This is a genomic window from Streptomyces sp. NPDC025833 (genome assembly GCF_055558055.1).
This window is the reverse complement of record NZ_JBVHNF010000031.1, coordinates 26400-42304: the sequence shown is the minus strand read 5'-3', so window position 1 is coordinate 42304 and position 15905 is coordinate 26400. Positions and strand designations below refer to the sequence as shown.

Genomic DNA, 15905 nt, shown 5'->3' with positions numbered 1-15905 from the left:
GTCGCCGTCAACAAGGACGCCGAAGCCCCGATCTTCGAACTCGTCGACTACGGCGTCGTCGGCGACCTCTTCGACGTCGTCCCCCAGCTCACCGACGAGATCAAGAGCCGCACCGCACCCGCGCACTAGTACCCGTTCCGGCCCGGCTCGGGCATGATGCGGCCGCGACGCCCGCCGCACGAGGGCGCCCGCCAGTCGGGACAACCGCGGGCTGGACGTGACGATCCGCGCGTGCGGCAGCGCGGGCTGTTCGACGCGGTGCGGGGCGATCCGAAGCCGGGGGTCGAACAGCAGCCGGGCCGGCTCCCCGGCGGGCCACTGAGGGCCCCGAGGGGCGCCGGTTGGGTCGGCGCCCCTCGGTCGTTGCTGCGCGAGTGCCGGGACAGCGCCCGCGGTGCCGCCTCCTCGTCACTCCTCCCCGGAGCAGGTGCCCAGGACGGTCACCCAGATATTGCCGTCGCCGGTGCTGCCACTGGCCACCACCGTGGAGTAACAGCCGGGCGGCAGCTTGTAGTCCGCGTTCGCCCGGGCGCCGTCCAGCGAGCTGCCGACCCCGGTGGCGTAGACGTGGTAGGTGGACGAGTCCGCCCTCACCGCTGCCCGAGTGGGAGCTGCCCCGGCCGCCGACGCCGGGGTGGCCAGCGCCACCCCTCCTAACAGGGCCGCAGCGACCGCGGCGAGTGTGGCTGTCGCGAGCTTTCCGTTCACGGAGTCCTCCCGATCAATAACCCTGCGACGCACGGTAGTTACGCCGCATGCAGGAAATCTAAGGAGCGCCTTCACACACCGCAACAGAAGTTGCACCCTGCGCAACCGTCCGGAGTCGGGGTCGGCTCGGTGTGGGTGTCCTTGAGCATGCGGGCGGGGGTGCGGTGCTCGCGGTGCACCCGTCGGCCGGGCAGGTCGAGACCGTTCAGGCGGGGTCGAGCGGTCCCGGTGGTCTCTCCGCTTCACCCTCTGCGGGGGATGGAGCAGTTGACGTCCGGAGCCCGCTTCGCGGGCCAGGAGATGCGGTCGAAGACGGCCGTCTTCTTGCGTGGGTCGAGGTGGACGATGGGGACCGCCTTGTTGTGGGGGTTGCCGTGTTGGTCGAGGCAGATCCAGCCACTGGCACCCTCGACCCGTTTACTGCCGTGCATGCGCAGCCAACTGCCCGCGACTTCGACGAGGGTGGGCATATCGACTGTGCCCACGGTGGCACGACGGATGCCCTCCACCGCTGTGCTGACCGCGTCGTAGGTGATGATGATCCGGCCGTCGACGAGATCGGCCCGGGTGGCGCCGATCCGCGGGAGCATGCCGGTCAGTTCCTTGAGCGCGGTCTTGCTGCCTCCGGTCCTCTCGGTGCTCTTCTCGCCCCAGGCGTCGGGATGGGCCAGGGCGGCGTAGCGGAGGGTGATGCCCGCGCCCTTGGTGAGCGCGTCCCAGTGGTCGGCGAATTTCCTGTCGACCGTGAGTGTGGAGGCGTGGGACCCGGTGATGACGGTGTAGTGCTTGTCGCAGTTCCGCTCACCCAGTTCGACCAGGAACTGCCGCAGTTGCACCGGGCGGCCGGCGAAGTAGATGTTCTTCGCGGACGAGGTGCAGATGTCCGGGACCATCTGGTGGAACTGGTTGGCGAGGTTCCCCTCGTCGTTGAAGTCGGGCGGGGATTGGAACGTCTCCGGTTCGTTGGGCGCGTCCTTGGTGAGTTCCTCGAATCTCCTGCGCAGGCTCTCCAGATAGTTGTCGCCGTTTCGGCGGTCTTCGATCATCATCGTCTCGGCGGGTTTGACGCTCTTGCTGTAGGAGGCGAGGGCATCGGCCTGGGCGGCGTTGCCGGGGGCGACCCGGGCCAGGCCCGGGTACCGGTCCGGGTGCCCGGCGTCGTTCGCGATGTCGTCCGCCGTCATGGGCCCGGCGACCACCGGGATGCGCAGCTTCTGGGTCAGATGGCCGATGGCCGCCTTGGTCTGGGGGAGGCTGATGTTGATGCCGGCAACGGCCCGCAGGTTCTGCTTCTTGTCGGACGCGGCCTGTGCCAGTTGGTCGGCGACCACCGACCACTGCCTGTAGCCGCGGCCGGGGTTGGCGAGCAGGAGACGGATGGGCGGTTGCCTGCCGGTGCCGTGGTTGGCGCGGTACTGGGCCAGGTAGGCGCCTTCGACCTGCTCGGCGTACTCCTTCTGCTCGGCCGGGTTGTCGGAGACCATGGGCATCATCAACGCGATGGTGGCGGCTGCTGACTTCGTGTCCTTGGCCGCTTTTTCAGCCCGTTCGTTCTCTTTCTCGATGAGCTCACTGACCTTCGCCAGTGAGGGGTGGTAGACGTAGGCACCGTTCGTGACTCCCACGCACTCCTGCTGGGGGCCGTGCCTGGACACCCCGGGAGCGCAGGCCGGGTCGTCGGCGATCCAGGAGTGGTAGACGAAGTAGCCGCCGACCGCGGCGGCGGCGGCAGCGGCTATCACCAGCAGCGCCTGGTACAGGGGGCCGGCGGGCCAGAGCTTCATGTGCGGGCCTCTCCGTAGGTCGGCAGGTCGGGCGCCTGACGCCAGCGGTTCAGGAGCAGCGGCGGCCACTGCTCGTGCGCTTGGAAGAAGACCCGCTGGGCTGAGGGGGCGCTCCACTGGGCGAGCGTGAGCAGTTGCAGCCGGACACTGCTGATCTTTTCCGTGTCAGGTGGTGCGAGGGGGTGTGACTGTGCCCAGAGGTTGATCAGCAGGAGCCGCACGGCCCGGTGCACGGGGTCGTCGTCGGTCGTGCAGGCCGGGCAGGACGGGATGGCCGAGGCGGGTGGGACGGTCAGGTTCGCCGGCGGGTGCGGCGCCGCGCAGACCAGGTTGAGGGCCGCGAGCCAGGACGGGGCGTCCTGCTGGGTCAGGCGGCGGTGCATGGCCCGGACGACGGTTTCCGCGTCGCCTATCGCGAGCGAATGGTGCAGGTAGCGGATGTCCGGCAGCGCCGCCGTAGCGCCCTGGGCGTCCGACGCGTACAGGGAGCGCAGCAGGAGGTGGATGTTCCTCCACCGCTCCGCGCCCGGCGTCTCCTGGGTCCGTAGGCGCAGCTCGTGCAGGAGCAGGGTACGCAATGTGGGATCGCCGACGAACGGTCCGTCGACGTCCGGCCACGGACGGCGCCCCCAGCGGCCGTCCCTGATCTCGACCGAGGTCTCCTGCACGGGGACGCCCCCGGGATCGCCGGGCGGGTAATGGGCGCTGAGTTGATGCGCGGCCGTCTCGTCGAGAGCCGGGGCGTAGTGGACCAGGCGCGCTCTGGCGACCTCCGAGGGGATCAGGATCCGCAGTAGCCGTTCGAGCACGGGGACTTCCGGCTCGGCACCGTACGGCAGGTCGAGCAACGACCCGACATCGAGGGGCTCCCCGCGACGGATCTGCCCCCGGACGGCCTGCACCAGCATGTGGGCGATCCCGGCCCGTCCGGCGCTGAGCCGGTGGATCACCTGGGCCGTGCCGGGCTCCGGCCGGTCCGCGCCGAACATCTCCTTCACCTCGTCGAGGCTGAGCTGCGCCAGCGGCAGCCGCAGCACCCAGTCGGCCGGGGCGTCGGGCGGCTCCTCATTCCTCGCCCGGCCCGCCGCACTCCGCGTCGACGGGACGCTCTCCGGATCGGGGACGGCCGGCTCGGTGGTGAGGGAGGCGGCGACGACGCCCGGCCGGGTCCGAGGGGTCTCCTCGTGCCACACGCGGGCCAGTGTGCCCCAGACCTCCTCGCCCAGCGCCGTATGGACGTTGTCGAGCAGCAGCAGCGGCCGCGGCACTCGGTTCATCCTGCGCAGCAAGGTGTAGTGGTCGGCCATGTCCTCCAGGAAGGCGGCATACAGGTGTCGTTCCGCGAATCGCCGGTCGTCGCGATCGCCGCGGAAGCGCATGGCGAGTTCGGTGAGTTGGGCGTGTGCGTCGCCTTGCGAGCCCACCCGCCGCTCGGACCACCATTTCAGTCCGTCCTTGTTGGCGCGGGGTCCGAGCAGTTCGGTGGTGATGATCTCCGCGAGCGGCGGCACGAGTTCCCTCAGCCCGGGCCCCACGCCGGGCACGGCGCCCAGACCTTCCGTGACCTGGGTGATCCAGCCCGCTACCCGGTTCCTGCGCTCCTGGAGGTCCGGCTGGCTCTCTCGGAGCAGTCCCGCCAGCCGGCTCCGCGCCGCGGCCAGTTCGGCAGGCTGGACCGCCTGCCACGTGGTGACCGCCAGGAGCCCCTGGGTGAGCCGTGGAAAGGTCAGCTTCCCGCGGAACTCACGCGGCTGCTGGCTCAGCCTGTCCATCAGGTAGAACAGCAGATCCGTCGTACGCGATGCGTTGGCGGTGCCGTCATCGTCCGGAAGCGCCAGACCTGGCTGGCCGAAATCGTCCGCTTCGAGATCCGCGTAGGCATGCGGTATGCGCTGCGCGTAGCTCTCCGCGAGGCTCTGCAGCAGCGCGGTCTTGCCGGTGCGCCGCCCGCCGGTGCACTGGAGAAGCAGCGGGCTCCCGGCAGGAATGCCTGATCGGCTATGCCCCTCCGGCTTGAGCCCGACCAACTCGGGCACCAGTTCGTTGAGGACCGCCGAGCGTCCGTACAGTGTCACTGTGATCCCCCGTCGTCCGACTCAGTGACGCCCGTCAGGTTTGAAGGGGGTAAGTGTTGCACCTCGGAGTACCTGCGGAATGCTCTTCGGCGGATTTTCCGCAGCCTGACGGAATGCGATCGAGCCGATTACCGGCGGGCGGGGAAGATGAGTACGGCGACTCAGGCCGGACAGGCCTTTCGTCTCCGACGATGAAGGCCGAGATTGTCGAGACCTGGAGACCGCTTCGTGCTCAGCCGCATAGCCGACCTGCTGGTGCCCGCCTTCGGCCGCCTGTCGGTGACCACCGACCCCGGCGCCGAGCTGGCACCGGGCAGCATCATCGCCGCCAACCACACCTCCCTCGCCGATCCCGCCGTCGTCATCGCCGCCTTGCGCCGCCTGGGCGTCGAACCGGTCATCATGGCCACCGCCGGTCTGTGGCGCGTGCCCGTACTCGGCCGCTCGCTCACCCGCGAAGGGCACATCCCCGTGCACCGCGGCGACCGACGGGCCGCGGCCGCCCTCGACCTGGCCGCGCACGCCCTGGAGCAGGGCAGGTACCTGCTCATCTACGCGGAGGGCGGCCTGCCCCACCGCAAGGACGCCGCGGAAGCCGCGCCGGGCGGCTTCCGCACCGGTCTGGCCCGCATCGCCGAGCGCACCGGTGCCCCGGTCGTGCCTGTCGGCCAGGCCGGTGCCCGCCGCATCACCTCGGGCAGCGCGCTCAAGCAGATCGCGGGCCTCGCCACAGCGCCGCTGCGCCGCCCCGGGCTGCACGTGCATGTCGGCACCCCGATCGTTCTGACCGGCGACAGCACAGCGCGCACGGCACGGGCCCGCACCGCGGTGACCACGGCGTGGCGGACGGCGGCGGCGCACCTCGCCGAGCCCGCCGCCCGCACGGCATGACCCCGCCGCCGTGTCCTTCTGTCAACACCTCCGGCCAGGACGTCTCCACCGTCGAGCAACGGCCGTACCTGCACGTTCGCGCCCCTCCGCGGGAGAGGAGAACGGCAACGTGGAGGGTGGGGCGACCAGGGTGTCAGGGCGCCATCAGCGATATCCGGAACGGCTCGGCCTGCGGAGACGACCGCACGGTATCCGTCGGCGTTCTGCTCGTGCACGAGCCTGCCCGCCCGGCAGCGCCCACCCGGGCGGCAGTCCGGGCCGGGGCCCGTCGAGCGTCGACGCGATCGGCGGGGTCGGAACCACGACCCGGGTCTACGCGCCGGCCGGCAGAAGCCGCTACGCGGCTGGACCATCTGTGACCGGGGACGGAACAGCGTCAGTCGGGGGCGCCGGCACATCCCCGCTGGAGAGGCGTGCCCTTCGCCAGGGCAGGAGCACCGCGCTCGCCATGCACAGCAGGCCGGCAATGAACAGCGCGCCGCGCACCCCCGCTGCGGCGGCGATGAAACCACCGGCGGTCATGAAGGCGGCCTGGCACGTCTTCGAGCCGACGGACCAGGAGGTGCCGACGCGGGACATGAAGGCGTCCGGTGTGGCGGCCATGCGATACGTCGTGAACGACGGGTTGAAGACGCCGGCGGAGAAGAGCAGGCCGAAGTCGGCGGCCACGATGACGAACACGCCGAGGGCACCCGAGGGAGTCAGTGGCAACAGGATCGTCCAGAGTGTGCGTGCTACTCCGGACAGCAGCAGAACGCGACGCTCCCCGAAACGCCGGGTGAGCAGCGGAGTCAGGCGTGAGCCCAGTACGCCGCCCACACACGGCAGCCCCAGGGCGAGTCCGTACTGCCACGGCGCCAGGCCCAGATCATCCAACATGAGTACGGCCATCAGCGGTGAGGTCATCATGACCGACCCGCCGAAGAGCAAGGCGTTGAAGAACAGCGGCCGCAGTCCCGGGTGCCCGAGGAGGTACTGCCATCCGGCAGCGATGTCGCGGCCGACATGAGCGGTTGCGGCGCGTGCCGGTGGCGCGGGTTCAGGCCGCCGGATACGACGGATGCCCAGGGCCGATCCGAGGAAGGACACCGCGTTGACCATCACGGTGGCGGCCGCGCCCAGAGCCCCGATCAGGAGCCCGCCGACGGGCGGGCCGGCGCTGACGCTGATCCAGTTGGTCGTCTCGAACAGGCTGTTGGCACGGAGGCGTTGCTCGGGCGGCACCAGTACCTTCAGATGCGCCCCGCTCGCCGCGTCGAACGCGACGGACGCCGCCGTCTGGAGAACGCCGACGACACACAGCTGGGTGAAGGTGAGCCTGCCGACGGCCATGGCGAGTGGAATGCTCGCCAGCATCACACAGCGGGCCAGATCCGCGGTGATCATGACCGGCCGCTTGTACTGGTGCTCGATACGCACACCGAGCGGCAGAGCGATCACCGCACTGGCCACCGCGGACAACGCGGCGAGCACGGAGACCTGGAACGCGGAGCAATCCAGCACCAGGAGGGCGATCAGCGGCAACGCCCCCATGCCGACGGCACTGCCCACTGCGCTGACCGCGTAGGCGCCCCACAACCTCCGGAAGTCCTGTCCGAGCGTGCTCTGCCGTGCCAACCGAACCTCCCGAGGTGCGAAGGCGCTCAGCGTAGTGACTGCGACCGTCCCGGACCTGATGCGGCCCTACGACATGCAGGCCCGCGCGAGCGTCCGCGTCGACAAGCACGCCGGCCCGCAACGGCGGTCGACGCTGCCGTCAGTTTCAACCGCTACGGCATCAGCCGGAGTTGTAGCCCCACCGAGCCTGACCGTCCCTGCCCATGAAGCATTTCGCCGGCCGTCCGTCGCCGGTCGTCGCGGTGGCGCCGACGGGAGAGCAGTACTGTCCGAACTGGACACCGGCCCAGCCGCCGGTGCTGCCCGAACCGCCGGTGCTGCTGCCCGACCCGCCGGAGGAACCGCCGCTGCCGGAACCCGTGCGGCTGGACGAGCCCCCGCTGGTCCCGTCTCCCCCGCTGCCGCCGCCCGAGGTGCCGTAGGACGGCTGAGGACGCGGCTTGGGCTCAGGTTCGGGCTTGGGCTTGGGTTTCGGCGTCGGGCTCGGGCTGGGTTCGGTGCAGGAGACGCCGGGACCGATCAGCCACAGGTCGGGCCGCGTCATGGTCGAGACCTCGCTGCCCGGTTCCGGGCGCTGCCGGCACACCCGCCAGTCGGCCAGGTCCTGCGACCCGGCTTCGTCCAGGTGATCGCCGGTGTGCGCGTGGAAGGCGTCGACATGATCGAGCCCCAGGTCATCGAGGACGCGCGAGGCATCGTCGAACCGCTTACCGACCAGGCCGGGCATCAGGATCCGGCGGGAGTCGTGCAGCCATACCGGGCACACCTCCCCTTCCGGCACCGCGTAAAGCGTCAGCGTGATGAGGGACGGCCAGGACGGCACGTCGGCGGACGGGCTCTGGAAGCACACCCGCCAGCCCGGCGCGGTCGGCTTCACCGGCCGGCGGGCGGAGGAGGCGTCGGCGGTCGACACCTTCCGCCACCCGCCGAGGCGCGCCTTCGCCACCGCCGAGGTGAGGGACGTTCCGTTGAAGTCGGGCACCTCCACGGTGCGGTACGTCCGGTCCTGCGCCACGGCCTTCTCCCCGCCCGGGCCCGGATTCAGTCCGGCGAACGCGACCACGGCCGCGGCGGCGGCCACGGAGACGGGATGCCTGCGCACCCATGTGAACAGCCGCCTGCCGGGGCCGGGGCGCAACGACGAGTCGGTGGGCAGGAGCTGCCCGACCGTGCCGAGAAGCTCTCCCTTCGGGTCCAGTTTCGAGCCGTGCAGCTTGTGCGGCTTGCCGTCGACCAAGACGTCCACGGAGCCGAACACGCCGTACGCGCGGCGCAGGATCAGCAGGGGCGCGGGGACGCGAGCCGCCTTCGACGCCGGCAGGTTCCGGACGAGGATGAGGCCGCGGGTGGTGAGTGCGGCGTAGCCCCAGCCGTCGTGGTACAGGGCCCTGACCACCTCGCCGGACGCCAGCTCGTCGAGGAGCGCCTTCGCACAGTCGTCGGTAAGGGAGATGCTCTCGCCGGCGGCGGCCCTGGCGGTGCGGTGGTCGTTCTTCAGGAGGCGCTGCACGGCAGTTTCGGACATGCAGGGATCGTAGCGGCCGTTGATCCACTACCGAACACCAGTGCACGATCCGGTCTGGTTCCGCACTCACAGCCCGTCCCACCAGGTATTTCGCCGACGGTGGGAGTACCGTCCCCCAACGCTCACACTCCCCCCGCGTGCCACAGGGCAACTGTTTCCGGACAACGGATCGTCGGCGCCCAGGCGTTTTTCTGCCCTGCCGCGCTGGGGCGCACTAGAGACGGGGTGAGCCGAAGCGGATCCCGTAGCGGTCCTCCAGACGCTCGATGGCCGTGGGGAGTGTGCGGCGTAGGACGTTCACCTGCACCGCACGTCGCTCGATGAAGCTCTGGCGTCGCTGCGTGCGCATGCGTTCCCGGACATCCTCGACCGGGCGCATGCAGCGCGCGTACAAAGCGCCGAGGCGCCGGTCTTCCCGTTCGCGCGCCGTCGACCGCTCGTCACCGTCCAAGGCGTGCAGTCGCGAGTCCGTCAGGGAAAAGAACGCGTCCTCGTTCGTGACCTCCGTACCGTCGGCGCTCAGGCATCCGTTGGCCGCCCGGTACGCCCTGCGCACTTCGGGATCGCTGTCCAGTCGGGCGAGCGTCCGCCACCACTCGGCTCGCAGCGCCGCGAACCGTTGCCGGACCGAGTCCACGTCCCGGCGTACGGCCTGCGCGCACTGTGCGGACGAGCGCGTGTCCGCGGAGACACGCGGCCTGGGTCTCGTCCCCGGATCGGGAACCAGGGAGCTGGTGAAACCGTACTCCGCCACGTAGGCGAGGTCCGGTACGGAGAATCGGCGGACGAACATGGGCGGCGGCCCGTCGTCCCCCTCCCGGAAGCCTGGGGCGCACGAGCGGGATCCGGTGTACTGCGCCAGGTCCAGGAAACCGTCGAGTCCCTGCGTCTGTCGGGTCTCCGCCCCCGTGGCCGGAAACAGCATCGGCACGACATCGCCGGGTACGCCGTACTGGACGCCGACCGACCGTGGCGACTGCGGCGGTGACGGGGCTGACCGGTCGGTGCCGTCTGCTCGGGACGGACTGCAGGACACGGACACGATCGCCAGGACGCCGGACAGGGTGACCAACGCCGAGCACCTCAGTGCCCGGGAGGTACCGCGTTGGGCAGACACGCAAAGCCTCCTGTACGGATGCGGTGATGCGAGGGACGAACGGTCGAGGGCGGACTGCGCGGACGGACGCGCCGGGCGCCCCGGATCCCCTCGGGCCAGGGCGGCCGGCGCGTGCGGCTCAGTGGGCCACGGTCACGCTGTCCCCACCGTCGATCTCGCTGCCGACACCCATCGGTGTGCCGTCCGCGACGTCGGACAGCAGAACGATCCAGGGGCTGTGGCTGCCGTCGTCCGCCCAGACGTACCCACGGCCGCCGCCCTTCCAGCCACTCGACGTCTTGTAGAAGCCCCGGTAGCTGTCCCCAATGGTGGACGTCGAGTCGTTCGAGTACGTCAGGTTCAGGTCACTGCAACTGCTGGACGACGACTTGTTCACCGTCGTGCCGACCTTCTGGTAGCCGGTCGTCAGCGACTTGGTGCTGCAGGTCGTCGGCCCGCGGGGAAGCACGCCCCGCACACCCGCGTAGGGCGGCGGGCCATGTCCGGATGGTTGCCGCTCCACCTGCCTCGGCGCATCGGCAGGACGCGTACAGTCCTTGGCTTCCGGCGCACAACACGCTCACCGAGGTTCCCCAGATCGACCAATTGTCGACTCTTGGCGTGCTCGACTGCTCACTACGGTGCTGCGGACGCTTCTACCCAAGGCGTGTCTAGGGGGAATGGTGATGCTCACCGTTTTCGACACCTCCGACATACCGGCGGAGGACCGCACAGCGGCATGGTGGGAGATCACGTCATCGGCATTGGTGTCGACTCAGATCAGTTTCACCAGCCGTTCCCATCCGCAGGAGATCAACGCGAGCATCCTGAGCCTGCCGCTCGGCAGCGCCGCGCTGTCCGCGCTGCACTACAGCCCGCTCTCCTCCCGTCGTAACGCTCACATGATCCGCCAGTCAGACCCCGAGCTCTACCAGTTGGCCGTCATCAAGACCGGTCGACAGGGGATCGACCACGTGGGCCACCGGACTCTGCTGAAGCCAGGGCACATGGTCCTCTACGACAGCTCTCGGCCCTTCGACGCGTGGGCCGGCCCCGACGGCGGTTCCTCGCGGTCCTTGGTGCTGCAGTTTCCCAAGCGGCTCCTGCCTCTCGCGAGCGACCGCGTCGACCAGTTGCTGGGCAGGCCGTTGACGGCGCGCAGCGGCGTGGGGCGCGTGCTCGCCGGTTTCCTCGACGGCCTGGCCGACGAGCGCCGCACGATGCCACCCTCCGCCCTCGCTCACCTGGGCGACATCGCCATCGACCTGACGGCCACCGCTCTGACCCACTGTCTGGGTGACGCACCTTCTCTCACGCCCGAATCGCGGGTGCAGCAGCTCTTTGTGCGCATCAGCGCCTACCTCGACCAGAACCTGCACACGAGTCTCAGCCCGGAGGGCGTCGCGGCAGTACACGGGATCTCGTTGCGCTATCTTCAGCGGATCTTCCAGGAGCACGGGGTCACCGTGACCGACGCCGTTCGTCAGCGCCGCATCAGCCGCTGCTGTCGCGACCTCGCCGATCCGGCGCTGAGCCATCTGCCCGCACACGTCATCGGGGCGCGCTGGAAACTCGGGCCCCCTTCGCAGTTCAGCCGGGCTTTCACCAAGGCGACCGGCCTTTCGCCGGCCCGTTACCGCATGAGAGCCGCTCACCACCCGTCATGGAGGTGACAGCTGGTACGTCGCGGTGGGTCGGCTTTGATGCCGGCTCCGGCCGGCCGACCGGGTGTCTGGAAGCGGCACCCACCAGGATTACGGGCAAGGCGGGGCGTAGGAGAGCTGGGGGATGTACTTGTGCCACTGCCGGGGTGTGAGGACGTTCCGGGTGGTGGAGCAGATCCACTGGGCGGCGTGCTCGGCGTTCAGGTCCCACAGTCTGATCACACCGTCGTTCCCGGCGCTGGCCAGACGGCCGTCACGGTTGAACGCCACTGAGTCGACGGTGCCGTAGGCCCCGGTCAGGGGCTGGCCCAGAGCCTGCGCACCGGTGGGGTCGGCGACGTCCCACAGTCGGACCGTGCTGTCGCTGCTGCCGCTGGCCAACCGGCGGCCGTCGGGGCTGAACGCGACTGAGACGACGGAGCTGGTGTGACCGGTCAGGGGTTGACCCATGCGGTCCGCGTGGGCCGGATCGGTCACCTTCCAAAGTCGGACCGTGCTGTCGTAGCCGGCGCTGGCCAGCGTACGGCCATCGGGGCTGAACGCCACCGACAGGACGACGCCGGTGTGGCCGGTCAGGGGACGGCCGAGGGGCTCGGCGCGGGCCGGATCGGTCACGTCCCACAAGCGGATGGTCCTGTCCGCGCTGCCGCTGGCGAGGGTGTGCCCGTCCGGGCTGAACCGCACCGAGGCCACGGCACCGGTGTGACCGGTCAGGGGACGGCCGAGCAGCACCGGGCGTGCCGGGTCGGTCAGGTTCCACAGCTGGATCCGTCCGTCCCAGCCGGCGACGGCCAGGGTACGGCCGTCCGGGGTGAACACCAGGGACGTCACCCGGACCATGCCCGTGGCCAGTTGGCGGCCCAGGAGGCTGGGGCGGGCCGGGTCCGTCGTGTCCCAGAGCTTCACTGTGCCGTCGTCGAACCTGCCGCCGGCGAGGAGGTGCCCGTCGGAGCTGAGCGCCAGCGACGATATCAACGCCGGGGCGTCGACGGTCAGCGGTCGGCCGAGTGTGGTGGGGCGGGCCGGGTCGGTGACGTTCCACAGCCTGAGTGTCCGATCGGTTCCGGCGCTGACCAGCGTGTGGCCGTCCGAGCTGAACGTGACGGCGTTGAGGGAGCGGCTGTAGGAGGTGATCAGCCGGTACGGGAAGGACCACACGCGCACCGTGTTGTCGGCGCTGCCGCTGACCAGGGTGCCGGTTCTGCCGCTGAAGCCCAGCGCGAGAACCGCTCCCGTGTGGCCGACCAGATTCGCGCCGCGCACTACGGGGCTGCCCGGGTAGGCCACATTCCACAGCTTGATCGAGCCGTCGTAGCTGCCGCTGGCCAGTGTCTGGCCGCTCCGACTGAACGCCACCGAAGTGACGGTTCCGGTGTGTCCGAGGAGTTGGCCCAGCATGTCGGTGTGCGCGGGATCGGTCACATCCCACAGCCGGACCCGGCTGTCGGCGCCGCCGCTGGCCAGGGTGTCCCCGTCGGGGCTGAACGCCACCGCCGCCACCATGCTGTCGCCGTGGCCGTATCCAGGCCTGCCCAGGGGCGCCGCGCGCGCCGGGTCGGCCACGTTCCAGAGCCGGACCGAGTGATCGAAGCTGCCACTGGCCAGAACCCGCCCGTCGGAACGGAAGGCCACCGACGCGACCGCGTCGGCGTGGCCGGTGAGAGGGTGGCCCATGAGGACCGGGCGGGCGGGGTCGGCCACGTTCCACAGTCTGATCGTCTTGTCGGCGCCGCCGCTGGCCAGGGTGTGTCCGTCAGGGCTGAACGCCACGGACCCGACAGTGTTCGTGTGTCCGCTCAGGGGCTGCCCCAGGGCGACCGGCCGGGTGGGGTCGGTGACGTCCCACAGCCGGATCGTCGCGTCGTTGCCGCCCGCCGCCAAGGTGTGGCCGTCGGGGCTGAACGCCACGGATTCGGTGATGTCGGCGTGCACGGGCAGTGGTTGCCCCAGTGCCACCGGGTGGGTCGGGTCGGTGACGTTCCAGAGCCTGACCGCATTGCTGTTGCCGCCGGTGGCCATGGTGCGCCCGTCGGGCGTGACAGCCACCGAGACGACGACGCCGATGCCCGAGGACACGGGCGTGGACAGCGGGGTGACGGCGCTGGTGACGAGATGGGTGTACAGGTCCGGCGTGGGGTGCATCCGGTAGGCGACCAGGTCGAGTTGCGCCGCGAGCGAGGAGTCGGTGCTCCGCAGCCGGTCCGCCTCCGCGGTGATCTGGCTGAAGATCGCGGTGTCCCGTTCGTCCAGCGCCTTGCCTCGCTGCTGGAAGGCGAGCACGGCGGCCCCGGAAGCCAGGAGAACGAGGGTGACCAGGACGGCGGTGATCGCGCGGCGGACCCGTACGGCGCGCTTGGCACGGCCGGTCGACGCGGCGAGGAACGCCCGCGTCACCTGGTCCACGTCCCCCGCGTCCGTGGCACTGTCCGCCGCCGACTGCAACCGGCTTCCCCGGTACAGGAGGTCGTTGTCGCGTCCGGCCCGGTCCCAGGAGAAGGCGGCGTCGCGCAACTCCTGACGTACCACGTTGCCGATCCGGTCGTCGTTGATCCATGCCTTGAGCCGCGGCCACGCGCGCAGCAGCACCTCGTGCGTGATGGCGACGGTGTCCCGGTCCTGCGTCAGCAGCCGGGCCCCGGTGAACGCGTCGAGGACCGTCCGCGCGGCCGCGGGATCGGCCTGCGAACGCAGCAGGTCCGCCCGCGGGACCCGTCGTCTGGAGTGCTCGGAGCCCTCCGTGACGGTCACCAGACGCAGGAAGACGCTCTTCGCGGCCTCCTCGGCCGGCCCCAGCTGTGCGAAGGCCCGCTCGGCGGTGTCCGCCACCGCGTGTTCGATCCCCCGGGTCGCCTGGTACCCGCGGACGGTCAGGTGACCGCCGTCGCGCTGCATCCATGTGGCGCGCAGCGCGTGGGCCAGCAGCGGCAGCCGGCCGGCCTCGTAGTCCTCGGGGTTCTCGGCGGTCCCGTCCCTGCCACCGGGCTCGCCGCCGGCGGCGCCGAGGTCCCGCAACAGCACCTCGACCAGGCCCGGTTCGACCTCGAGACCGACCCTGTGCGCGGGGAGCACGATCGCGTCCCGCAGCTCGGACGGTGACATCGGCCCCAGGAAGACCTGGTTGCGCTGCACGGCGCTCCGCAGCCACGGATAGCCGGCACAGGGCGCATAGAAGTCGGCCCGCAGACCCAGGACGATGAGGCCTACAGGGTCGTGCCCGTCCTCCGGATCCGCCAGCCATGCCAGCTCCTCGACGAAAGCCCGCCGTTCCTCCTCGTCCTCACACTGCGTGAAGATCTCCTCGAGTTGGTCCACGATCACGACGACCCGGGAGTCGGTGCCGGCCGCGTTCCCGCGCAGGGTCCGGCGGAGCGTCGACCGGCGGACCTCACGGTCCACCGAACGCCAGTCCGGGGGCTCGGCGGCGCCTTGGCGGGGGTCGGTCAGCAGGTCGAGGTGCGCGGTCAGGGCCCTCATCGGGCTGTGGGCGGGGGTGAACACCACACGCCGCCAGCGCCGCGAACCCGCTGCGGGCAGATCGCCGCGCTCGATCGCGGGCAGCAGACCGGCCCGCAGGAGTGAGGACTTGCCCGCGCCCGAGGGCGCGACGACCACCAGCGGGGCGCGGTCGGCGACGCTGCCGTCCAGCCGTATGGTCAGGTCGGTGATCAGCCTTTCCCTGCCGAAGAACCAGTCGGCCTGGTCGAGGCCGAACGGGCCCAGGCCCGGATAAGGGCAGTCTTCGTCCGCCGCGGGCCTGCCGACCCGGTGGACGCGGCCCTGATCCATGACGAAGGTGGCACGAAGGTCGCGGACTTCGACGATGTACTGGTCTCCGGCGGCCTGGAAGACACGGGCCTCGTCCGACGCCTCGGCATGCAGGAAGGCCGGTTCCCGGGGCCCGTCCTCGGTGCTCAACGCTCGTTGATGTGCTGGTCGCGGCCGGCTTGGTAGACGCGGCTGCTGTCCGACGCGTGGGCTTCGAGACGGACGTTCTCCCGCACGGTCCCGGCGCCGGACGCCGCCTCCCAGTCGGCCAGGACCACCCGGAGCGCCGGTTCGGCGTCCCGGTGCGACGCCAGCAACTCGCCGATCCGCCGCCCCCATTCCGTGCCCAGCGCCTCTTCGTCGACCGGAGTCCCGGACTCCCTGGCGGCCACGACGGCGACGCGCGCCGCGTCGAGCTCGTCCGCCACGGCGACGGCGCTCTCGGGGCGGAATCGCCGCCACAGCCGGACGGCTTTGTCCCGGGCCTGCTGCCAGCCGTCCGTGACCATGAGCGTCACCAGGGTGCTTCCGGCGGTACTCGACAGAGCGACGAGCTGCGGATCCATGTCTGCCCCCTCCGGTCCTTCGTGGAGCGCAGTCCTGTCCAGGTAGCGGAAACGCAGCATGTCAGGACCTGCCGACTGTGGCCAAGCGTCCCACGGCGGGGCGTGGTCGACGCCCAGGAGCACCACATCTCCTTCTTGTGAAGCGGCGGAGCCGCCGGCCCGCCCCGGTCGCCGCGTGAGGTACAGACCGAGCCGGTCTCCTGCGGCGGACGCG

11 protein-coding genes are annotated in these 15905 nt (G+C 70.6%); 2 read left to right on the top strand and 9 right to left on the bottom strand.

Going from position 1 to position 15905, the window contains the following annotated elements; genetic code table 11:
- Nucleotides 1-408: 408 nt before the first annotated feature.
- The 3 genes from ACZ4K2_RS35295 to ACZ4K2_RS35285 all read right to left on the bottom strand — a co-directional run bounded on the left by ACZ4K2_RS35295 (nucleotide 409) and on the right by ACZ4K2_RS35285 (nucleotide 4567).
- Nucleotides 409-594 carry a hypothetical protein gene (locus tag ACZ4K2_RS35295; RefSeq protein WP_467480389.1) on the bottom strand — a complete coding sequence of 62 codons (186 nt, stop codon included), beginning with the start codon at nucleotides 592-594 and terminating at the stop codon, nucleotides 409-411.
- Between the two features lie 356 nt (nucleotides 595-950).
- A complete protein-coding gene (locus ACZ4K2_RS35290) occupies nucleotides 951-2492 on the bottom strand; it encodes a type 1 periplasmic-binding domain-containing protein (protein WP_467480391.1) in 1542 nt (513 codons plus the stop codon).
- Nucleotides 2489-4567, bottom strand: coding sequence for a hypothetical protein (locus ACZ4K2_RS35285; protein WP_467480393.1), 2079 nt, complete (start codon nucleotides 4565-4567; stop codon nucleotides 2489-2491). Before ACZ4K2_RS35285 ends, ACZ4K2_RS35290 begins: the two co-directional genes overlap by 4 nt.
- A 228-nt stretch (nucleotides 4568-4795) precedes the next feature.
- On the opposite strand from ACZ4K2_RS35285, the gene ACZ4K2_RS35280 reads away from it, so the two are divergent.
- Entirely contained in the window at nucleotides 4796-5458 is a 663-nt protein-coding gene (locus ACZ4K2_RS35280; RefSeq protein WP_467480395.1) for a lysophospholipid acyltransferase family protein, read from the top strand.
- A 336-nt stretch (nucleotides 5459-5794) separates the two neighbouring features.
- Here ACZ4K2_RS35280 and ACZ4K2_RS35275 read toward each other — a convergent pair whose 3' ends face one another.
- From ACZ4K2_RS35275 to ACZ4K2_RS35260, 4 genes are all read right to left on the bottom strand, one after another.
- Nucleotides 5795-7075, bottom strand: coding sequence for an MFS transporter (locus ACZ4K2_RS35275; protein WP_467480397.1), 1281 nt, complete (start codon nucleotides 7073-7075; stop codon nucleotides 5795-5797).
- Nucleotides 7076-7235: 160 nt separating this feature from the next.
- Nucleotides 7236-8600 (bottom strand): hypothetical protein, encoded by a 1365-nt coding sequence (locus ACZ4K2_RS35270; RefSeq protein ID WP_467480398.1) that lies wholly within the window; start codon nucleotides 8598-8600, stop codon nucleotides 7236-7238.
- A gap of 214 nt (nucleotides 8601-8814) precedes the next feature.
- Complete coding sequence (locus tag ACZ4K2_RS35265; protein WP_467480400.1) at nucleotides 8815-9531, bottom strand: hypothetical protein; 717 nt, start codon at nucleotides 9529-9531, stop codon at nucleotides 8815-8817.
- A 304-nt stretch (nucleotides 9532-9835) separates the two neighbouring features.
- Nucleotides 9836-10165 (bottom strand): hypothetical protein, encoded by a 330-nt coding sequence (locus ACZ4K2_RS35260; protein ID WP_467480402.1) that lies wholly within the window; start codon nucleotides 10163-10165, stop codon nucleotides 9836-9838.
- A 211-nt stretch (nucleotides 10166-10376) separates the two neighbouring features.
- Here ACZ4K2_RS35260 and ACZ4K2_RS35255 point away from each other — a divergent pair, with 211 nt between their 5' ends.
- Nucleotides 10377-11369 (top strand): AraC-like ligand-binding domain-containing protein, encoded by a 993-nt coding sequence (locus ACZ4K2_RS35255; RefSeq protein ID WP_467480404.1) that lies wholly within the window; start codon nucleotides 10377-10379, stop codon nucleotides 11367-11369.
- 81 nt (nucleotides 11370-11450) lie between these two features.
- Here ACZ4K2_RS35255 and ACZ4K2_RS35250 read toward each other — a convergent pair whose 3' ends face one another.
- Together ACZ4K2_RS35250 and ACZ4K2_RS35245 are read right to left on the bottom strand one after the other, a co-directional pair.
- Complete coding sequence (locus ACZ4K2_RS35250; RefSeq protein WP_467480406.1) at nucleotides 11451-15275, bottom strand: nSTAND1 domain-containing NTPase; 3825 nt, start codon at nucleotides 15273-15275, stop codon at nucleotides 11451-11453.
- Complete coding sequence (locus ACZ4K2_RS35245; protein WP_467480408.1) at nucleotides 15272-15691, bottom strand: hypothetical protein; 420 nt, start codon at nucleotides 15689-15691, stop codon at nucleotides 15272-15274. Before ACZ4K2_RS35245 ends, ACZ4K2_RS35250 begins: the two co-directional genes overlap by 4 nt.
- Nucleotides 15692-15905 lie beyond the last annotated feature (214 nt).

Bases quoted from the DNA above. Each gene is read 5' to 3' on its own strand.
- ACZ4K2_RS35290 (WP_467480391.1), bottom strand. From the start codon at position 2,492: ATGAAGCTCTGGCCCGCCGGCCCCCTGTACCAGGCGCTGCTGGTGATA.
- ACZ4K2_RS35270 (WP_467480398.1), bottom strand. From the start codon at position 8,600: ATGTCCGAAACTGCCGTGCAGCGCCTCCTGAAGAACGACCACCGCACC.
- ACZ4K2_RS35255 (WP_467480404.1), top strand. From the start codon at position 10,377: ATGGTGATGCTCACCGTTTTCGACACCTCCGACATACCGGCGGAGGAC.
- ACZ4K2_RS35245 (WP_467480408.1), bottom strand. From the start codon at position 15,691: ATGGATCCGCAGCTCGTCGCTCTGTCGAGTACCGCCGGAAGCACCCTG.